The sequence below is a fragment of the Streptomyces spongiicola genome (assembly GCF_003122365.1).
GTDB classification, from domain to species: Bacteria; Actinomycetota; Actinomycetes; order Streptomycetales; family Streptomycetaceae; genus Streptomyces; species Streptomyces spongiicola.
In genome coordinates this window covers 7061751-7082268 of the sequence record NZ_CP029254.1, presented here as the reverse complement: position 1 = coordinate 7082268, position 20518 = coordinate 7061751, and the positions used below count along the sequence as shown (strand labels likewise).

Here is a 20518-nt window from a genome sequence, read left to right as displayed (position 1 = left end):
CAAGCCGGCCCCCGGGCCGTTTATCTGACGCTTGCTCAGTTCGGCTTCGACCGTTGACGCCTTGAGCCCCTCCGCCGCGGAACGGAACGGTGAGCCCGTTGACGGGCACGTGATCGCGCACACCCGGGACACCGGATCCGGGGGATCCGAGGACGGGCACCTCGCGGTCGCGGGGGTGTCGAGGGACCGTCCCGGCGGGAGACCGCCGAGGGCTGAGCGGTGAGGGTGCGGCCGTCGCGGCCGAGGCGGCCCTCGACACGACGTCGACCCCTCCGGGGCAAGGCGCACACCACGACTCCACGGTTGCGGGTCGGGTCCCCGGTGCCCGGCAACCGCAACGACCGCGGGGGCGCTGCCCGGGAGAGGGGCGCCGCCGGCAAGACGAAGGCATGCGGTCAGGACGCGCCGGGAATTGGCCAAAGATGGCGAGAATGCAGTCATCGCCACGGTCTGCCTTCGGTGCTGGTCCGGCGGAGAGTGGGCGCTTTTCCGCGCAGGGAGGCCGCCGTGGCGATCAGATCCCAGACGGCGCGCCCGGGGGCCGAATCCCTTGCGTTCATGGGGTGGTCGTCCTGCAGCATGGCTCGTGGCCGGTACCTGACGACGCCCTGCTCATTTTCGCCGACTGGTTTTCCGGTCGGTTTCCGGGCGATTTACCGACGGCGACGGTGCGGCAAAGGGACGCTATGGGTGGTCTTGCCCCCCGAGCGGTCTTGTGATCGGATATGAAATGGCTTGATCAAAGTTGTCGATGAGGGAGAAGATGCACGCCTCTTCGCGGTCGGTAATGGAGAGAAGCAAGATAGATTCCGCCCCGGTTCACCCGAGGCACCCCATTTCCCCAGCAGAGGTGCGCGGCCGGGAAAAGCAACTGGCCCGGACCGGCGCACAGTTGCGCCGGGTGGCGCGCGGCGGGCGCAGCGCGGTCCTCCTGGTGGAGGCGGCACCCGGTGCGGGGAAGACCCGCTTCCTGGCGGAAGCCGCCAAGCTCGCCGACGCCGACGGCTTCGCGGTCGTGGACGGTACCCCGGCCGGCTCCGACGCCGCGATCGAGGCGGCGCGGACACGGCTTCGCCATGCCGACGGCATCCGCACCGCCGTCGTTCTCGACGATCTGCACCTGGCGAGCCGGCCCGCCCTGACGGCACTGCGCGACCTCGTGGTTGCCCTCAGGGGGCTCCCGATCCTCTGGATGATCGCCTTCAGCACGGACCGGGGCGACCCGCTGCACGAGCCGCTGAAGGACTGTCTCGGTTCGCTCCGTGCCGGGCTTCCGGTGGAAGACGTGGGGGAGCTGGGGCCCATCGAGGGCGAGGCGCTCGTGCGTCTGGTCGCCGACTGCACCGGGGCCGCCCCCGACCCGGCTCTCCTCGCCCTGGCGGAGAGCGTCAACGACACGCCCCGTGCCGTGATCGACCTCATGCGCGGGCTCGCGGAAGACGACCTGTGCGTGGTCGACGGCACCTCCCGGCTGCAGCTCGGCCCACCCGGCGCCGCCCTGCTGGGAGGCGGTTCGCCCGCGCCCGTGCCGAAACGCTTCTCCGTGCTCATCCAGCAAGATCTCAGGTCACTCTCCGAGCCCACCCTGAAGGCGCTCAGGCTGGCCGCGGTGCTCGGATCGCCGTTCGCACCGGAGGACCTGTCGGCCCTGCTCGGCGAAGCACCCGCCGGCCTGCTCACGGCGGTGGACGAAGCGGTCGACCGGGGCCTGCTGGTCTGTGGTGAACACGACCTCGCCTTCAGGACCGAGCCGATCTGGCGTGTCCTGCTCGACTCCGTACCGCCGCCGGTGTGCGCCCTGTTGCGCCGGCAGGCGGCGAAGATGCTGCTGCCGCGTCCCGACGGCGTCGAACGCGCCGCCCTTCAACTGGTCCATGTCGCCCAGCCCGGGAACGCGGAGGAGATCCGCGTCATCTCCGACGGCGCGCGGAAGCTGCTCGCCGCCGATCCCTCCACGGCGGCGTCCCTGGCGACCCGCTGCATGGAACTGCTGGCCCCCGGTCAGGCCGAACGCCTGCGCCTGGCGCGCACGGCGGTCGAGGCGTTCACCAAGGCGGGCCACCTGGAGCGGGCGATCGCCCTGGCCAGGGCCGCGATCGACGACGCGGCGCCGCTGGCTCCCCCGTTACCCGCGGAGTTCGCAGAGGACGTGGCCGCGCTGAAGGCGGCGATGTCGACCGCGTTGCTGCTGCTCGGAAACGTGCAGTCGGCGCGTCGGGCCGCGGGCGACGCGCTGGCGGCGCGACGGGCCGGGAGCCAGCACCGGGAAGCCGTGATCGCCCACCTCGCCGCCTCCTATCTGACCGGCGACGGTACCGCGATGGACCGTGCGCAGCAGATCCTCGACGCTCCCGACCGCCACACACGGGCCGTGGTGGTCGGTGCGATGACCTTCCGCGCCTTCGGCCAGTGGCGCGACGGCGAGGTGGGGCAGGCGGTGAGCACCCTGCGCGAGGCGGTCGCGCTCGACCTCACGAGCGAGGAGGAGCAGATGCTCGATCCCCGCTGGTTCCTGGCCTTCGCCCTCACCAGGACCGACGAGTACGAGCAGGCGGCGGCCGTCGTCCGCGGTTCCGCCGACACGAGCGCCCCGGTGACCGGGGCGCTGACCACCGCCGTCCCGGCCGTTCTCCGCGCCCAACTGCATCTCGCCCAGGGCCGACTGGACGAGGCCGAGGCGGAGGCCCGGGCCGGTGTGGGCACCGACGGCCGCCGCATCCCGATGCTCGCACCGCAGGCATGGCTGGTCCTGGCCTCCGTCGCTCTGCGCCGGGGGGCGCTCACCCAGGCCGAGGAACACGTCGGGGCCCTGAAGAAGCACTTCCCCCAGCACGTCTCCAGCCCCTGGTGGGCGGCGCGCCTCCTGATGAACGCCCGGCTGGCCGAGGCCCAGGCCGGCCCCCTTGCGGCGGCGGAGGTGCTCGCGGAACTCGGGGCCCAGGCAGGTGCGCTACGCGAAGCCGTCATGGAGGACCCGGCCGCCGCGGCCTGGTGTGTGCGCTCCATGCTCGCCGCTGACCGGCCGGATCTCGTCGAGATGGTGATCGGCACGACGCAGGACGTCCTTGTCCGCAACCCTCGCCTCCCCTCGGTGCTCGCCACCGCCCTGCACGCCCGGGCGCTCGCCGAGGGCGACCCCGAGGCCCTGGCCCGTGCCGGGCGGCTGCACCGCAACCCGTGGGCGCAGGCGGCGGCGGCCGAGGACCACGCCGCTCTCCTGCTCGACCGCGGGGACCACGGGAACGCGATCAGCGAGTTGGACCGGGCCATGAGCGCCTACGGTGCACTCGGCGGCGAGCGGGACGCCGCCCGGGTTCGTGCCCGCCTGCGCGGGCTCGGGGTGAGACGCCGGCACTGGCAGCACGCCAAGCGGCCGCTCTCCGGCTGGGAGAGCCTCACCAGGACCGAGCGGAAGGTGGCGGAACTGGTGGCCGGCGGCCTCACCAACCAGCAGGCCGCCCGCCACCTGTTCATCTCCCCGCACACGGTGGGATTCCATCTGCGGCAGATCTACCGAAAGCTGGGGATCCGGTCCCGCACGGCACTGATCCGGCTCAGGGCGTAGCGCTTCGCCCCCAGGGCCGCGACAGCCGTCCGGCAGGCAGCTTCGTGTCGCCGGGCGGCGGCGCCCCCTGGTGGCGGGGCGGCATCGGCTCCTTCGTGTGCGCTCCCTCCCTCCCCTTCCGCCCCCGCTCGCGCCCGCGCCCGCGCCAAGACCGCCACGGCCAACACGGGTCTTGGCGGTCTTGGCGCCCCCGCGCCCGCGCCCGCGCCGAGGGGACCCCCGCTGCGGAGCAGCCGGTCGGCACGGCCCCGTTTCGCCGTCGGGCCCTCGCACCTCAGGGGGTCCCGCGCCTCTTCAGCGGCTCCCACCACTCGCGGTGGGTCGTGTACCACTCGACGGTCTCGGCCAGACCCTTGTCGAAGGGGGTGGACGGGGCGTACCCGAGTGCCCGCAACTTGGCGTCGGCCAAGGAGTAGCGGCGGTCGTGGGCCTTGCGGTCCGGGACCCGCTCGACGAGTCGCGGGTCGGCGCCCAGTGCGTCGAGCAGCCGGGCGGTGAGTTCCAGATTGGTCAGCTCGGCGGTGCCGGCGACGTGGTAGACCTCTCCGGGTTCCCCTCGGTCGGCGACCAGCCGGACGGCTCGGCAGTGGTCGGCCACATGGATCCAGTCGCGCACGTTGGTGCCGTCGCCGTAGAGCGGGACGGTCAGGCCGTCGAGGAGGTTGGTGACGAAGAGCGGGACGACCTTCTCCGGGTACTGGTACGGCCCGTAGTTGTTGCCGCAGCGGGTGATGCTGACCGGCAGCCCGTGGGTGCGGGCGTAGGCGAGTGCGATCAGATCACCGCCGGCCTTGGATGCGGCGTAGGGGGAGTTGGGGCTGAGCGGGGCGGTTTCGTCCCAGGACCCGCTGTCGATGCTGCCGTACACCTCGTCGGTGGAGACGTGGACGATTCTCGGGACGCCCGCGTCGAGGCAGGCCTGCATGAGGGCCTGCACGCCGAGGACGTTGGTGCGGACGAACTCCTCCGCGCCGGCGATCGACCGGTCAACGTGCGACTCGGCGGCGAAGTTGACGACGGCGTCGTGGCCGGGAACCACCTCGGCCATGAGCGCCGCGTCGCAGATGTCGCCGTGTACGAACGTGAGGCGGTCCTCCACGGCCGCCAGGCCGGCCGGGTTCCCGGCGTAGGTCAGCTTGTCGACGACGGTCAGCTCGTCCTCGCCGGCGAAGGACCGTACGAAGTGGGAGCCGATGAAACCGGCGCCGCCGGTCACGAGGATTCTCATGACGCCACCTGCACCTTGCTGTGGTCGCCGAGGACGAGGCGGTGGGACCGCAGGGCCCGGGGTGACGACGTCACCTCGACCTCGCGTCCGATCAGCGAGCGCTCCACGCGCCGCACCCCGGCGATGGACGCCCCGCGCAGCACGATGGAGTACTCGACCTCGCTGTCGACGACCGAGCATCCGCTGTCGATGGAGGTGAACGGGCCGATGTAGGAGTTGTGGATGCGTGCACCCGCCGCGACGACCGCGGGACCGACGATCCGCGATCCCGTGACGGTCGCGCCCTTCTCGATCACCACCCGGCCGACCAGCTCGCTGGACTCGACCTCGCCCGAGCAGTCCGTCTCGACGCCGTCCAGGACCAGGCGGTTGACCTCCAGCATGTCGGCGACGTTGCCGGTGTCCTTCCAGTAGCCGGAGACCGGCGCCGACTCCACGCGGCAGCCCGAGTCGATCAGCTCCTGGATCGCGTCCGTGATCTCCAGCTCCCCGCGCCACGAGGGTTCGAGCCGGTCCACCGCGTCGTGCACCCGGGCGGTGAACATGTAGACGCCGACCAGCGCGAGGTCGCTCTTCGGATGCTCCGGCTTCTCCTCCAGGCCGGTGACCCGGCCGCCGTCGTCGAGTTCCACCACGCCGAACGCACGCGGGTCCGACACCCGGGTCAGCAGGATCTGGGCGTCCGGGCGGTTCGCCCGGAAGCGGTCCACGAGCGTGCCGATGCCTCCGACGATGAAGTTGTCGCCCAGGTACATCACGAAGTCGTCGTCGCCGAGGTAGTCCCGGGCGACCCGCACGGCGTGGGCGAGCCCCAGCGGTGCCTCCTGCGGGAGGTAGGTGACGTCCAGACCGAAGCGCGATCCGTCGCCGACCGCGGCCTCGATCTCGGCTGCCGTGTCGCCGACGACGATGCCGACCTCGCGGACGCCCGCCGAGGCGATCGATTCGAGGCCGTAGAAGAGGACCGGCTTGTTGGCGACGGGCACGAGCTGTTTCGCCGACGTATGGGTGATCGGCCGCAGCCGGGAACCGGAGCCGCCGGCGAGCACGAGCGCCTTCATCGGCGCCCCGCCGGTAGGTCGGCCGCAAGGGCAGGAGTCATCGTCTCCCCAACTCGTCTGGAAGGGCTGGATGCCCGGGCCGCCCGGGTGAGCGCCCGGTGGCCGGGTCCTCGGGGCGGTCGGCACGGGGCCGGGCGCCCCGTACGGCGTCCCCCGCCTCCCGGTGCCGGGAGGCGGGAAGGACGCCGGTGGGCACGTCGTCAGTTCAGTACGGCGGGCAGGGTGCTCAGCCGCCGGATCATCCACTCCGACTCCCACACGACGGCGTCCTCACCGGTGAGGCGCGCCTTCGGGAAGCGGCGCAGGAACTCCCGTACGGCGATCTGTGCCTCCAGGCGGACCAGCGAGGCGCCGATGCAGTAGTGCATGCCCAGGCCGAAGCTGAGGTGGCCGTGCCCGGCGCGGGCCGCCTCGAAGCTGTCGGCGCCCTCGTCCGGCCCGCGGTTCGCCGCCGCGATGCTGACCTGCACCGGGGCACCCTTGGGGATCAGATAGCCGCCGAGGTCGATGTCCTCGGTGGGGAAGCGCCAGGTGGGATGCGGGAACGGCGGATGGACCCGGAGGGCCTCCTCGATCCAGCCCCTGATGTCCTCCTCGGACTGCGGCCGCTCCTCCGGGGGCCGGCGCAGCGCCTCGTACAGCGAGGCGGAGATCAGGCTCCCGGTCGTCTCGTAGCCGGTGATGATCATGCCCACGGTCCAGACGACGACCTCGCCCTCGGTGACGGCGTCCGGCCCGTCCGCCGCGGCCAGGAAGCCCGTGATCACACCCTCCCGCAGCGGGGCGGGGTCCTTCACCCAGCCCTCGACCGCCCCGAACAGCGCGCCGACCGCCTCGCGGCGTGCGGGGTAGTCGGAGGAGTAGAGCATGACGTCGGTGATGCTCCGCAGCCGCCGCTCGGCTTCCAGGGGCAGGCCGAGCATCTCGGAGATGAAGGCCAGCGGGACCCGGTGGGTGTAGTCGGTGACCACGTCGACCCCGGCGGACCCGGCGGATCGCGACTGCTCCAGCTCGGTGAGGAATCCACCGACCTTGACGCCGACCCGTTCGCCCCACTTCTCGGTGTTGCGCGGGCTCAGCACCGGCTGGTGCACCCGCCGGATCCGGGCATGGTCCGCGCCGTCGCTCATGATCATGGCGCGGGCGTACTCCGGGGGCGGCTGCGATCCCACCATCAGACCGGGCCGGCGCATGAAGTCGGGGACCAGGGTGATGTCCTTGGCCATCCTGGGATGGGCGAGCGCGGTCCGCACCAGCTCGGGGTCGCAGACGACCCAGGCGTGCTCGCCGAGGTAGGGGATGCGGACGACCGGCGCCACGCGCGCTGCGGCCAGCAGTTCCGGCATGCAGTCGAAGGGACCCGGGTCCACGGGCATGCTGGTCTCGGGGGCTTCCTTGAGGTCGGTCCTCGTGGTGTTCACCGTGTGATACCTCCGCCGGTGGGGATCTGGCCCTGGGAATCGGCCATGGACTCGATGAGATCGGCGGCCCGTCGCGGGGCGTCGCAGCCCTGGTGCTCCCGGGCCAGTGCGCGTGCCCTCCGCCGGTGGCCGCCGTCGTGGAGCACGGTGGCCACCGCGTCCCGCAGGCCGGCCCTCGACACGGGCCGTTCGAGGACGACGCCGGCGCCGGCCCACTTGACGCGCGCGGCCACGTCGGGCTTCTCCTCCGAGCCCGGTACGACGACCAGGGGCACCCCCTGGGCGAGGGCCGCGTTGACACCGTTGTAGCCGCCGTTGGTCACCATCACGTCCACGTGCGGCAGCAGATGGTGGTAGGGGATGAACCGCTCCAGGCGTACGTTGTCCGGAAGCGGCCGGAGCCGGTCGACGTCCAGGTCCGTCCCGGTGGTGACCACGAAGAGGACGTCCTGGTCGGCCAGGGCCCGTACGGCCGGGACGAGCATCCCCTCGACGTCGTTGGCGGTGGTGCCCTGGGTGATCAGTACCACCGGCCGGCCGCCGTGCAGGTCCTCCCACCAGGCGGGCGGGTCGAAGTCCTCCGGGGGCAGCCCGAGGAGGGGGCCCACGAAATGGGTGCCCGGGAGCAGATCGCCGCGGGGGAACTCGAAGGACGGTACGGTGCCCAGCAGATAGAGCGCGGGCGGACGGGCGATGTTCTCCATGGCGGGGGTGTTCAGCCTCGGCAGGTCCACGGAGGCCCGGACCCGGTCGGCCTCCCGGCGCAGGTCCCGCATCACCACCTGGTCCGAGACGAAGCGGAGCAGTGCGTTGCGTGCCCGGCCGAGCCGCGACGAGCTCGGCCCCAGCCCCCGGCCGAGCGGGGCGGTGTCCCTGCTGCCCAGGATGTAGACCGAATTGGCCAGCCACGCGAGCGGGATGCCGGTGCGCTCGCTCGCGAAGCAGGCGCCGTAGCACATGTCGTCGGCGAGTACGCAGTCCGCCGGGAACCGTCGGAGGACCGCCAGGAGGTCGCCCATCTGGCGCGGTGCGGTCCGGTAGAAGATGTCGCGGACTCCGGTCTTGAAGTTCGCGAGTCCGGACAGCCCCGCGTGGTCGGGGTAGGCCTCCTCGCGGCTGCTGCCGCCGAAGTCGACCTCGGGGTGCATGGGTTCGAAGTGCGCCCCGGTCTGTTCCACCTGCCGCCGGAAGGCCCGGCCGGTGTACCACCGCACCTCGTGGCCGCGCCGGGTCAGTTCGCATGCGACCTCGAGCATGCTCACGACGTGTCCCTGTGCCGGTGTGGTAGCGATCAGCACGCGCGTCAACATCGCCTCCTCAGGCGTCTCGCGGATTGCGTCGGTGGCCCTGGTCCCCGCGGGACGGGGGCCGACCGCCCACGCACGCCAGCATCACCCTGCCGGGGGGCTGGATCGCGGCGGCGGGAAAACCCCGCGCACTCGCGCAGGATGGCGCCGCCACGCCGCCCCGTTCACGCCGGCGGACGGCTCGCCGAACCACTCGCGCCCGGGTCCGCCGGGGGATACGGACGCGGTTGCGTCACCCGAAGAATGGCCGATGCGCAATCCCCGGCATCGCCCCTTCGGGACACGGAGAGGCGCCGCGTTCATCCCACCCAGCCCGGCCTCGGACTTCGCGTACTGGAGGAAACCTGTGACGGCACCCTTGCAGGACAGTGACGGGCCGGACGGCGCCATCGGTGGACCGAAGAAGGTGACCGTCATCGGCGCCGGCATCGCCGGTCTGGTGACCGCCTATGAACTGGAACGCCTCGGACACGACGTCCAGATCATCGAGGGAAGCCGGGAGGTGGGCGGCCGTATTCACACCCACCGCTTCGCCGGGGCCGGCGAGGCCGGGCCGTTCGCCGAGCTCGGCGCGATGCGCATACCCGCCGGGCACCGGCTGACCATGCACTACATCGCCGAACTCGGCCTGCAGAACCAGGTCCGCGAGTTCCGGACGCTGTTCTCCGACGACGCCGCCTACCTGCCCGGTCCCACCGGATACCTTCGGGTGCGCGAGGCGCACGACACCCTCGTCGACGATTTCGCCGCCGGGCTGCCGAGCGCGCACTACCGGCAGGACACCCTGCTGTTCGGGGCCTGGCTGGACGCCAGCATCAGGGCCATCGCACCCCGCCAGTTCTACGACGGGCTGCACAACGACATCGGCGTGGAACTGCTCGACCTCGTCGACCACATCGACCTGACGCCGTACCGGTGCGGTACCGCGCACAACAGGATCGACCTGCACGCCTTCTTCGCCGACCACCCGCGAATACGGTCGTCCTGCCCGCTCCGGCTGGAGCGCTTCCTCGACGACGTGCTCGACGAGACCAGCTCCAGCATCGTGCGGCTGCGGGACGGCATGGACGCGCTGCCCCGGCGGCTCGCCGCGCGGATCCGCGGCAGGATCTCGCTGGGCCGGGAGGTCGTGGGCATCGACGTGCGCGACGACGCGGTGGACCTGCGGATCCGCCAGGGCGCCACGACGGTCACCAGGACCTGTGACTACGTGGTGTGCACCATTCCGTTCACCGTGCTCAGGAGGATGCGGCTGACCGGCTTCGACCAGGACAAGCTGGATATCGTCCACCAGACGAAGTACTGGCCGGCGACGAAGATCGCCTTCCACTGCCGCGAGGCCTTCTGGGAGAAGGACGGCATCAGCGGGGGCGCCTCCTTCACCGGCGGCCACGTCCGGCAGACGTACTACCCGCCCGCCGACGGCGACCCCGCGCTCGGCGCGGTGCTGCTCGCCAGTTACTCCATCGGCCCGGACGCCGACGCCCTCGCCCGGCTCGGCGAGGCCGAGCGGAACGCCCTCGTCACCAGGGAACTCAGCGTGATGCACCCGGAGTTGCGCAGGCCGGGCATGGTCCTGGGGGTGGCGGGCCGGGCCTGGGGCGCACGCCGATGGTCCTGGGGAGCGGCCACGGTCCGATGGGGCCAGGAGGCCGCCCTCCGCGAGGCCGAGCGCCGCGAGGCCGCCCGGCCGCAGCGGGGCCTCTTCTTCGCCGGCGAGCACTGCTCGTCGAAGCCCGCGTGGATCGAGGGCGCCATCGAGTCGGCGATCGACGCCGCGCACGAGATCGAGTGGTACGAGCCCCGTGCCAGGGGCGTGTTCGCCGCCGCCCGACCGAGCCGCTCGGAGCGGTCGGCGTGAGCGTCTTCGACCTGCCCCGGCTGCACTTTGCCGGAACCGCCACCACCCATGCCCCCACCGGCGCCCGAAGCGGCCTCGTCGACCTGGCCACGAACACGGCGCTCACCGCCGACGGGCAGCCCTTCCCGCCCCACCGTCCGCCGGGCGAGTACCACGACCACCTCGACCTGATCGGGCCGCGGTACGACAGCACCGGCCGGCCGGCGGACGACGGCCCCTTCAGTGCGGCCAAGGGCGAGGACTTCGCCGGCAACGGGCACTTCGCCGTCGACGCGCGGATCACCGCGGTCGAGTGCCGCGCGGGCGAGCCGGACACCGGGGATCCGGTGATCGGGCGCGCCGTGGACATGTGGGGGCACTACAACGAGTACCTCGGCACCACGGTCAACCGGGCGCGGGTCTTCGACGTCGACCCGGCCTCCGACTGGACGACGACCCTCATGGTCGGACAGTTCTGCTTCGGGCGCGACGGCCGCTCCCACGACGTCGGCTACATGGCCACCGGCGACGTCCACGGTTTCCACCCCCCGAGGTGGCACAACACCCACCATGTGCGGGACGTCGGGGAGCACTGGCTGGCCAAGCGGCTGCGCCGGTCCGTGGTCCACCAGTTCGTCGTCGCCGGGGACGGCGAGCCGGCCTGGCTCGACGAGGCGGCCGTCTCACCGGCCGTACGGCGCCTGCGGGACACGGTGGCCTGCGGGGAAGCGGGAGGGCTGGTCGTGCAGTTCGCGCTCGGCCACGCGTCCGCGCCCGAGGCCCCCGACCGCCCGGGCCGCTGGCGGCTGCGCGGAACCATCGCTCCCTGGCGGCCGTGCGAGCCGCGCACCTACCCGGCGGGCCGTCTGCTCGTCCCGAGCCGCCCCGGGCCGGGGGGACCGCACAACCTCACCGTGCATCTGACGGACGACCACGCCATGCTCAACATGATCACCGCGATGCCCGTCTCCGGCCCGGTGCGGGACGGCCGGGCCGAGGCCCGGCCGGTCGACATGGGCGATCTCGAGCTGCGGACGGCGGACAGCGGTCGGCTGGTCGCCCGGGTGCCCCGGCAGACCTATCTCGGGGAGGCGTACGCCCTCGCCGGCGGCCTGGTGACGGTCCCCGTCGAGATGCCGGCGAGGGAGGCCGCCGAGGAGGCGCTGCACCTGGTCGGTACCGGCCCCGGCGGTCCCGTGGTGCACCTGCGCGAGAAGGAGGTCAACGTCCAGGCCGACGACGCGGCCCTCATCCTGGAGCACCCCAGGGACGCGGACGACCCGGACCACGACGCCGAGGTGCTCGTGCGGTCCTTCGTACGGGGCCGGCCGGCCGCCGTCGGGGGGATCGGCGTGCGGCAGTTCTTCAACCCCCGGGCCCTGCCCCGTGACCCGGTCGCGGCGTCCCCCGACGCGCGGTGCTCGGACGTCGGCGTCGTCCGGGTGCGTGCGGGACGGCGGGACGGTGGCGATGGCGGTGGCGATGGCGGTGGCGGTGGCGGTGGATGGTCGAGCACGTGTGTTCTGGACACGGACGACGAGGGCCGGGGCTGGTTCACCCTGCGGGGCGCGGCGTCCGGGACGGCCCGGGTCCTGCTGTCCACCGGCCCGGACGACCTGCCGTGCGACCCGGACCGGCCCGGCTCCGCCGCGCTGGGCTACGACCACGGCGACACCCTCGGCTACTGGCCCGGCGCCGGGTATCTGGCGGTGCGGGTGCTGCCCGACGACTGGCGGCTGGCCGGGACGGACCGGGACCAGGACGAGGACGAGGACGAGGTGTCCTTCGACCTGGTGTACGAGGAGGTCTTCGCGTTCTACGAGCACACGTACTCGTTCATGAAGGCGGAGGTCTTCAGCCTCGCGGACCGCTGCAAGGTCGAGACGTACGCCAAGCTGATCTGGCAGATGTGCGATCCGCGCAACAAGTCGAAGACCTACTACATGCCGCCCACACGGGAGCTCTCCGAACCGAAGGCGCGGCTCCTGCTGAGGTTTCTGCGGTCCCGGCAGAAGCCCGGCGAAGTCCTTTCGGCGGTGCGTGCCACCAGCCGGGGAAGCCGGCGGACCACCACCCGGGACCAGCTGGTCAGGCTGCTGCGCGACGCCGCCGCGATCGAACTGGCCGTCATGCTCCAGTACCTCTACGCCGCCTACTCGGTGCCCACCCACGGCGCCGGCGCCGAGTACGTGCGGCGGGGGCTGTGGACGCCCGGGCAGCTCCGGCTCGCCTGCGGTGACGGCGGGGAGACCCTCGACGAGGGCATCCGCAGCATGCTGACGGACATCGCCCGCGAGGAGATGATCCACTTCCTGCTCGTCAACAACATCCTCATGGCGGTGGGCGAACCGTTCCACGTGCCTCGCGTCGACTTCCGCACCGTCAACCACGAGCTGGCGGTCCCGCTCGACTTCTCCCTGGAGCGGCTGGGGCCCGGCAGCGTGGACCGGTTCGTGCGGATCGAGCGTCCGGAGGGCCTTGTCGGGGAGGTACGGCGCGGCGACGGACCGGCGGCCCCTGCCGCGTACGACGAACGGCACCCGTACGGTTCGCTCAGCGAGCTCTACGCGGACCTCAGGGAGGGACTGCAGAGCGTCCCGGACCTCTTCACGGTGGACAGGGGCAGGGGAGGCGGGGAGCACCACCTCTTCCTCCGCAGGTCCCTCAACCGGACGCACCCCGACTACCAGCTCGAAGTAGACGACCTCGCCAGCGCGTTGTTCGCCGTCGACGTCATCACCGAGCAGGGGGAGGGAGGTGTACTCGGCCCGCGGGACGGCGAGACGTCCCACTACCACGCGTTCCTGCGGATCTCCGAGCTGCTCCGCAGCGCGCCGACCGACGGGCCGCACCCGGGTGCCGAACGGTGGAACCCCGCCTACCCCGTCGTACGGAACCCGACCCTCGGTCCGGGGGACCCGGCGATGGAGACGGTCACCGAGGCCGGCGCCCGGGCGGTGATGAAGCTGTTCAACCGCGCCTACTTCATGGCGCTTCAGCTCATGGCCCAGCACTTCGGCGAGTGCCCCGACGCCGCACTGCGGCGGTCCGACCTGATGAACGCGTCGATCGACATGATGACAGGCCTGATGCGCCCGCTGGCGGAACTGCTCGTGACCATGCCGTCGGGGCGCCGGGGCATGACCGCCGGACCGTCGTTCGAACTGCCCGAGCAGCCGATGGCCGTCTCCCGCCCCGACGTGGCCCGGCGCGGTATCGCCCGGCGCCTGGACGATCTCGCGGCGGAGTGCGGCAAACATCCCCTCGTGCCCGCGCGCGTCGGCGAGATGAGCGCCTTCTGGGCGGATCACTTCCGGCCACCGGGCCGCTAGGGCCGGCCCGCGGCCGGAGGACGCCCCGGCCGCACTCCCCCGGAGCCGCACCGCCGCACCGTCCCCATGCCGCGCCACCGCACCGCCGCACCGCCCCGCCGCCGCACCACCGCACCACCGACCGAAGGAGACCGCATGCCCCGCGCGACACTGCCGCGGTTCGACCTCACGGGCTGGGCCAGGGAGGACATCAGCCACCCGTACCCCGTGTACCGGCGCTACCGGGAGGCCGCGCCGGTCCATCGCACCGCGTCGGGCGCGGGCGGCCCGGACACCTTCTACCTCTTCGCCTACGACGACGTCGTCCGCGTCCTGTCCGACCGGCGGTTCGGACGCAGCGCCCGCGCGGCGTCCGGCGACACCGGCACCCGCGCGGCGCCCGTCCCGGTCCCCGCCGAACACCGGGCCCTGCGGACCATCGTCGAGAACTGGCTGGTCTTCCTGGACCCGCCGCGCCACACCGAACTGCGCTCCCTGCTCAACACCCGGTTCTCGCCCTCGATCGTCACCGATCTCCGGCCGCGCATCACCCGGCTCGCACGCGAACTCGTGGAACGGCTGGGAGGGCACCGCGAGGCAGACCTCGTGGAGGGCTTCGCCGCGCCCTTCCCCGTCCTCGTCATCTCCGAACTGCTCGGCCTCCCCGAAGAGGACCGCGCATGGCTCCGGGCCGGCGCGGTCGCCCTCCAGGAGGCCAGCACCACCCGTTCGCGCGGCGCCGGCGGTTACGCCCGGGCCGAGACGGCCTCCCGGGAGTTCGCGCGCTACTTCCGGCAGCAGGTGGACCGGCGGAGCGGGGGCGACGGTGCCGACCTGCTGACCCTCCTCGTCCGGGCCCGGGACTCCGGCGCGCGGCTGACCGTGGACGGGATCGTCGGGACGTGCGTCCATCTGCTCACCGCCGGACACGAGACCACCACCAACTTCCTGGCCAAGGCCGTGCTGGCCCTGCGGGCGCACCCCGAGATCCTGGCGGAGCTGCGTGCCGCGCCCCGGCTGACGCCGTCCGCGGTCGAGGAACTGATGCGCTACGACCCGCCGGTGCAGGCGGTGACGCGCTGGGCGTACGAGGACGCGCACCTCGGCGGCCACGACGTGCCGCGCGGCAGCCGCGTGGTGGCCCTGCTGGGCTCGGCGAACCGGGACCCCGCGCGCTTCCCGGACCCCGACGTCCTGGACGTCCACCGCGCAGCCGACCGGCACCTGGGCTTCGGCCTCGGCATCCACTACTGCCTCGGCGCGACGCTGGCCCGCGCCGAGGCCGAGATCGGCCTCGGGACCCTGCTGGACCGGATCCCCGGACTCGGCCTCGGCGGCCACCGGGTCGAGTACGCCGACGACCTGGTCTTCCACGGCCCGACCCGGCTGGTCCTCGACCTGTCCGACCTTCCGTGACCCGCAGCGCGGCATCGACGACGCACAACAGGAAGGCACAGCCATGACGCAGAAGTCCGACACCACCGCCGACTCCGTGGGCGAGGTGTACGACCAGTTCGCCGACGCCGGGGCCACCACGGCCATGGGCGGCAACATCCACGTGGGCTACTGGGACGACGACCCCGGTGTCCCGCTCGCCGAAGCCACCGACCGTCTCACCGACCTGGTCGCCGACCGCCTCGACCTCCGGCCGGGCCGCCGGCTGCTGGACGTGGGCTGCGGCATCGGGGTACCGGCCCTGCGCGTCGCGGAGGCGCACGACGTGCACGTCACCGGCATCACCGTGAGCGGGCAGCAGGTCGCCGAGGCGGCGGAGCGGGCGGTGGGGGCCGGACTCGGGTGCCGGGTCTCCTTCCGGCTGGCGGACGCCACCGACCTCCCCTTCCACGACGGCTCCTTCGACGGTGCCTTCGCGATCGAGTCGCTGCTGCACATGGCCGACCAGACCCGCGCGCTGAAGGAACTCCACCGAGTCGTCCGGCCCGGCGGCCGGCTCGCCGTCGCCGACCTGTGCCTGCGGCAGCCGTTCAGCGGTGGCGACAGGGCCGTACTCGACGGGATGCTGCGCATGTACGAGATCGCCGGGATCAACACGCCCGAGGAGCACCGCGCCCATCTGGCGGCCGCGGGCTGGGAACTACTGGAGCTGACGGACATCGGTGAGCAGGTCCGCGCCAGCTACGGGCACGCCGCTGCGGCCTTCCGGGAACTCGCCGAGTCCCTCGACTCCGGCGCGGCGGAGCAGATGGCCGCGGCGGCCGACCTGATGGAGGGCGTGGGGAGCCACCCGCACACCGGCTATGTCCTGATCACGGCGCAGCGGTCCTGAGCGGCAGGGAGCCCTCGATGTCGTCTCGGATCGTGCCACCGCCCGCCGTTCCGGCCGTACGCCCGCGCGAGGACGGCCGGTTGGCCGACCGCATCGCCCTGTCGGCCGCGACCGGGCGAGGGGCGCGGGCGCGGACCGGGGACGTGCGCGCCTGGCTGGCCGAGCGTCGCCGGGCCCACGTGTTCCACGTGGAGCGGATACCGTTCGCGGAGCTGGGCCAGTGGCGCTTCGAGCCGGGCAGCGGCAATCTCGTGCACCGCAGCGGGCGGTTCTTCACCGTCGAGGGCATGCATGTGGTGGAGTCCGGCGGGCCCTTCGGCGACGGCCCGTACCGGGAGTGGCAGCAGCCGGTCGTCAGACAGCCCGAAGTGGGCATCCTCGGCATCCTGGCCAAGGAGTTCGACGGGGTGCTGCACTTCCTGATGCAGGCCAAGATGGAGCCGGGCAACGCCAACCTGCTCCAGCTCTCCCCGACCGTGCAGGCCACCCGCAGCAACTACACCAGGGCCCACCGGGGTGCGGAAGTCCAGCTCGTCGACCACTTCCTGCGGCCCGACCCGGACCGCGTCGTCGTCGACGTCCTCCAGTCCGAGCAGGGCTCGTGGTTCTACCGCAAGACCAACCGCAACATGATCGTGGAGACCGCCGGCGACGTCCCCGAGCTGGACGACTTCCGCTGGCTCACCCTCGGCCAGATCGCCGAACTGCTCCACGAGGACGACATGGTCAACATGAACGCCAGGACCGTGCTGTCGTGCGTGCCGTACGGGGACACGTCCCCAGGCGCGCTGCTGTCGGACGCGCAGCTCCTCTCCTGGTTCACGGGCGAGCGCTCCCGCCGCGACGTGCGCGCCGAACGGATACCGCTCGCCGACGTGCGCGGCTGGAAGCGCGGCGCCGAGGCGATCGAGCACGAGGACGGGCGCTACTTCAGGGTCGTCGCCGTCTCCGTGCGGGCCGGCAGCCGCGAAGTGGTCCACTGGGACCAGCCGTTGGTCGAGCCCGTGGGGCTGGGGGTCGCCGCGTTCCTGGTACGCGAGATCGGCGGAGTCCCCCATGTGCTGGTGCACGCCCGGGCCGAGGGCGGCTTCCTGGACACCGTCGAGCTGGCCCCGACCGTCCAGTGCACACCCGGCAACTACGCCCATCTGCCCCCGGCGGACCGCCCGCCGTTCCTCGACACCGTGCTCAACGCCCCGCCGTCGCAGGTCCGCTACCAGGCCGTCCTGTCCGAGGAGGGCGGGCGCTTCCTCAACGCGAGAAGCCGGTACCTCGTCGTCGAGGCCGGCGACGCCCCGCTCGAACCGCCCCCCGCCTACATCTGGGCCGCCCCGGCCCAGCTCAGGGCCCTCACCCGGCACGGCCACTACCTGAACGTCGAGGCCCGCACGCTGCTGGCCTGCCTCAACGCCGCCGCGGCGCGGTCCCGGGGAGGGCTGCTCCATGGAGGCGGGCACCGCTGACATCGAGAAGAGGAGCGCAGTGAAGCGCACACCCCTGGTCACCGTACTCGGTGCCTCCGGCTTCGTCGGATCGTCCGTCACCCGCGCGCTGGCGAACCGCCGGATCCGGCTGCGGGCCGTTGCGCGCAGGCCGAGCACACCCGCTCCCGGCCAGGCCGAGACCACCGTCGTCACCGCCGACCTCACCGACCGGGAGGCCCTCGCCGAAGCGGTCGCAGGCTCGGACGCGGTGATCCATCTGCTGCTGGGGGACGGCGGCTGGCGGGCCGCCGAGAGCGACCCCGGCGCCGAGCGCGTCAACGTCGGGGTCATGCGGGACCTCGTCGACGTGCTGCGGCCGGCCCCGGGCGAGGTGACGCCCCCGCTGGTCGTGTACGGCGGTGCCGCCTCGCAGGTCGGGGTGCCCCGGCGGGAGCCGCTCGACGGAACCGAACCCGACCGCCCCGAGACCGCCTACGACCGGCAGAAACTGGCCGCCGAGCAGCACCTGCTGAAGGCCACTGCCGAGGGCCGGGTACGCGGCGTCAGCCTGCGTCTGCCCACGGTGTTCGGCGAGAGCGCGGCGCCCGGTGCGGGCGACCGGGGTGTCGTGTCCGCCATGGCGCGGCGGGCGCTCGACGGGCGGACGCTCACCATGTGGCACGACGGCACGGTGCGCCGCGACCTGGTCCACGTCGACGACGTCGCGGCGGCGTTCACGGCCGCTCTGGACCACCCCGGCTCCCTGGTGGGCGGCCACTGGCTGATCGGCGCGGGCCGCGGCGACGCGCTCGGCGAGGTCTTCCGGCTGGTCGCCCGCACCGCGGCCGACGTACTGGGACGGCCTCCGGTCGACGTGGTGTCCGTCGAACCACCCGCGCACGCCCCCGCGACGGACTTCCGGAGCGTGACCCTCGACTCCTCGGCGTTCCGCGCGGCCACCGGCTGGCATCCCCGGATCCCGCTGCACGAAGGCGTGCGCCGCGCCGTGACCGCCCTGGCCCGCGGGCGGGACGACCCCCGGTGACCGCACCCCCGACACCCACCGACCGCAGGCGCACCGCAGTGCGCCGCCGTTCTGGAAAGGCTGGAAGATGACGACGCGTGTATGGGACTACCTGGCGGAGTACGAGGCCGAGCGCCCGGACATCCTGGACGCCGTTGAGACGGTCTTCTCCTCGGGCCGGCTGGTGCTCGGCGCGAGCGTGCGCGGCTTCGAGGAGGAGTTCGCCGCCTACCACTCGGTGGACCACTGCGTGGGCGTCGACAACGGGACGAACGCCATCAAGCTGGGACTCCAGGCCCTCGGCATCGGCCCCGGCGACGAGGTGATCACGGTGTCGAACACCGCGGCACCCACCGTCGTCGCCATCGACTCCACCGGTGCCACTCCCGTCTTCGTCGACGTCCGCGAGGACGACTACCTCATGGACACCGGCCAGGTCGGCGCGGCCGTCACCGGACGCACCCGGTGCATCCTCCCCGTCCACCTGTACGGCCAGTGCGTGGACATGGGCCCGCTGAAGGAACTCGCCGCCCGGCACGGACTGGCCGTCCTGGAGGACTGCGCCCAAGCCCACGGCGCCAGGCAGGGCGGGACGGTGGCCGGCTCCACCGGTGACGCCGCCGCCTTCTCCTTCTACCCGACCAAGGTGCTCGGCGCCTACGGCGACGGCGGCGCCACGATCACCTCGGACCCCTCCGTGGCGAAACGGCTGCGCCGACTGCGCTACTACGGCATGGACGAGCGCTACTACACCCTGGAGACCCCCGCCCACAACAGCCGCCTCGACGAGCTCCACGCCGAGATCCTCCGCCGCAAGCTGGGACGGCTCGACACCTACATCGCCGGCCGCCGGGCGGTCGCCCGGCGCTACGCCGACGGTCTGGCGGGCACCGGCCTCGTCCTGCCGCGGACCGTGCCCGGCAACGAGCACGTGTACTACGTGTACGTGGTCCGCCACCCCAGGCGCGACGACATCATCGAGCGACTCAAGGCGTACGACATCCACCTCAACATCAGCTATCCGTGGCCGGTGCACACCATGACCGGCTTCGCCCACCTCGGGTACGCCAAGGGGTCGCTTCCGGTCACCGAGGCGCTGGCCGGCGAGATCTTCTCGCTGCCGATGTACCCCTCACTCGCCCCCGATCTCCAGGACAAGGTCATCCATGCCCTGCGCGAGGTGCTGGGGACGCTGTGACGCCCAGCCGCCCGCCGCGTTCCGCCGAACCGAGCACCGAACCGACCAGCGAACCGACCAGCGAGCCGAGGGAGAAGATGTGAAAGCACGCGCACTCACCGTCGAGGGGGCCATCGAGTTCACGCCCCGCGTCTTCCCCGACGACCGGGGCAGGTTCGTCTCGCCGTACCAGGAGCGGGCGTTCACCGAGGCCCACGGCGCCCCGCTCTTCCCCGTCGCGCAGACCAACCACAGCGTGTCCCGGCGCGGCGTCGTACGCGGCATCCACTACACGGTGACACCGCCGGGTACCGCGAAGTACGTCCACTGCTCCCGCGGCAGCGCGCTGGACATCGTCGTCGACATCCGGGTCGGCTCACCCACGTTCGGCCGCTGGGACGCGGTGCTGATGGACCAGAACGACCACCGGGCCAGCTTCATACCCGTGGGAGTGGGCCATGCGTTCGTGGCGCTGGAGGACGACACCGTCATGTCCTACATGCTCTCCGAGTGCTACGCCGCCGAGAACGAACTCTCCCTCTCCGTCCTCGACCCGGCCCTCGCACTGCCGATCACCACGGACACCGAACCGGTCCTCTCCGAGCGGGACCGTGCGGCGATCACCCTCGCCGAGGCGCAGCGGCAGGGCCTGCTGCCGGACTACGCCCGCTGCCGGCAGATCGAGAGGGGGCTGGCGCCCGAGAGACCCGCGAGGCCCGTACGGTAACGCCCGCGCGCCCGCCGCCGGTTCGTGTCCCGCGGGGCGGCCGGGAGCGCATCGGCCCGCCCGGCGTCCGGCCCATCCGCCCGGACGCGGCGGACGCGGGTCCCACGCGAACGCGTGGTGCCTGACCGGCGCTCGAGCCCGGTTGC

Annotated in this window: 13 protein-coding genes; 9 read left to right on the top strand and 4 right to left on the bottom strand. The window is 72.6% G+C overall.

The genetic code is table 11. The annotated features are described in order from the left end of the window. Positions 1–850: 850 nt before the first annotated feature. On the top strand, positions 851–3565 hold the full coding sequence (locus tag DDQ41_RS30725) for a helix-turn-helix transcriptional regulator (RefSeq protein WP_262508627.1): 2715 nt from the start codon (positions 851–853) through the stop codon (positions 3563–3565). A gap of 274 nt (positions 3566–3839) precedes the next feature. On the opposite strand, the gene rfbB is transcribed toward DDQ41_RS30725, so the two are convergent. The 4 genes from rfbB to DDQ41_RS30705 all read right to left on the bottom strand — a co-directional run bounded on the left by rfbB (position 3840) and on the right by DDQ41_RS30705 (position 8531). Further along, entirely contained in the window at positions 3840–4793 is a 954-nt protein-coding gene (gene rfbB, locus DDQ41_RS30720; protein WP_109297396.1) for a dTDP-glucose 4,6-dehydratase, read from the bottom strand. Then, complete coding sequence (locus DDQ41_RS30715) at positions 4790–5854, bottom strand: glucose-1-phosphate thymidylyltransferase (protein ID WP_109297395.1); 1065 nt, start codon at positions 5852–5854, stop codon at positions 4790–4792. Before DDQ41_RS30715 ends, rfbB begins: the two co-directional genes overlap by 4 nt. Positions 5855–6054: 200 nt before the next feature. Then, the gene (locus tag DDQ41_RS30710; RefSeq protein WP_245990835.1) at positions 6055–7275 is read right to left on the bottom strand and encodes a cytochrome P450; all 1221 of its coding nucleotides are present in this window, start codon (positions 7273–7275) and stop codon (positions 6055–6057) included. Continuing rightward, positions 7272–8531 (bottom strand): glycosyltransferase, encoded by a 1260-nt coding sequence (locus DDQ41_RS30705; protein ID WP_245990876.1) that lies wholly within the window; start codon positions 8529–8531, stop codon positions 7272–7274. Before DDQ41_RS30705 ends, DDQ41_RS30710 begins: the two co-directional genes overlap by 4 nt. Before the next feature lie 397 nt (positions 8532–8928). On the opposite strand from DDQ41_RS30705, the gene DDQ41_RS30700 reads away from it, so the two are divergent. The 8 genes from DDQ41_RS30700 to DDQ41_RS30665 all read left to right on the top strand — a co-directional run bounded on the left by DDQ41_RS30700 (position 8929) and on the right by DDQ41_RS30665 (position 20372). Beyond that, on the top strand, positions 8929–10443 hold the full coding sequence (locus DDQ41_RS30700) for a flavin monoamine oxidase family protein (protein WP_109297393.1): 1515 nt from the start codon (positions 8929–8931) through the stop codon (positions 10441–10443). Continuing rightward, positions 10440–13754 (top strand): ferritin-like domain-containing protein, encoded by a 3315-nt coding sequence (locus tag DDQ41_RS30695; protein ID WP_109298028.1) that lies wholly within the window; start codon positions 10440–10442, stop codon positions 13752–13754. Before DDQ41_RS30700 ends, DDQ41_RS30695 begins: the two co-directional genes overlap by 4 nt. Before the next feature lie 135 nt (positions 13755–13889). Further along, entirely contained in the window at positions 13890–15149 is a 1260-nt protein-coding gene (locus DDQ41_RS30690; protein WP_109297392.1) for a cytochrome P450, read from the top strand. A 43-nt stretch (positions 15150–15192) separates the two neighbouring features. Beyond that, positions 15193–16020, top strand: coding sequence for a methyltransferase domain-containing protein (locus DDQ41_RS30685; protein WP_109297391.1), 828 nt, complete (start codon positions 15193–15195; stop codon positions 16018–16020). Between the two features lie 17 nt (positions 16021–16037). Beyond that, positions 16038–17483: an NDP-hexose 2,3-dehydratase family protein gene (locus DDQ41_RS30680; RefSeq protein WP_109297390.1), complete on the top strand. Its 1446-nt coding sequence runs from the start codon at positions 16038–16040 to the stop codon at positions 17481–17483. Positions 17484–17502: 19 nt separating this feature from the next. Beyond that, a complete protein-coding gene (locus DDQ41_RS30675; protein ID WP_245990832.1) occupies positions 17503–18489 on the top strand; it encodes an NAD-dependent epimerase/dehydratase family protein in 987 nt (328 codons plus the stop codon). A gap of 67 nt (positions 18490–18556) precedes the next feature. Further along, the gene (locus DDQ41_RS30670; protein WP_109297388.1) at positions 18557–19666 is read left to right on the top strand and encodes a DegT/DnrJ/EryC1/StrS family aminotransferase; all 1110 of its coding nucleotides are present in this window, start codon (positions 18557–18559) and stop codon (positions 19664–19666) included. Positions 19667–19745: 79 nt separating this feature from the next. Further along, complete coding sequence (locus DDQ41_RS30665) at positions 19746–20372, top strand: dTDP-4-dehydrorhamnose 3,5-epimerase family protein (protein ID WP_147317676.1); 627 nt, start codon at positions 19746–19748, stop codon at positions 20370–20372. The last annotated feature ends 146 nt before the right edge of the window (positions 20373–20518 follow it).

What these genes read in the sequence shown, in the direction of transcription:
- DDQ41_RS30680 (WP_109297390.1), top strand. Translation starts at nt 16,038, where the DNA reads ATGTCGTCTCGGATCGTGCCACCGCCCGCCGTTCCGGCCGTACGCCCG.
- DDQ41_RS30685 (WP_109297391.1), top strand. Translation starts at nt 15,193, where the DNA reads ATGACGCAGAAGTCCGACACCACCGCCGACTCCGTGGGCGAGGTGTAC.
- DDQ41_RS30690 (WP_109297392.1), top strand. Translation starts at nt 13,890, where the DNA reads ATGCCCCGCGCGACACTGCCGCGGTTCGACCTCACGGGCTGGGCCAGG.
- rfbB (WP_109297396.1), bottom strand. Translation starts at nt 4,793, where the DNA reads ATGAGAATCCTCGTGACCGGCGGCGCCGGTTTCATCGGCTCCCACTTC.
- DDQ41_RS30715 (WP_109297395.1), bottom strand. Translation starts at nt 5,854, where the DNA reads ATGAAGGCGCTCGTGCTCGCCGGCGGCTCCGGTTCCCGGCTGCGGCCG.
- DDQ41_RS30705 (WP_245990876.1), bottom strand. Translation starts at nt 8,531, where the DNA reads ATGCTCGAGGTCGCATGCGAACTGACCCGGCGCGGCCACGAGGTGCGG.
- DDQ41_RS30670 (WP_109297388.1), top strand. Translation starts at nt 18,557, where the DNA reads ATGACGACGCGTGTATGGGACTACCTGGCGGAGTACGAGGCCGAGCGC.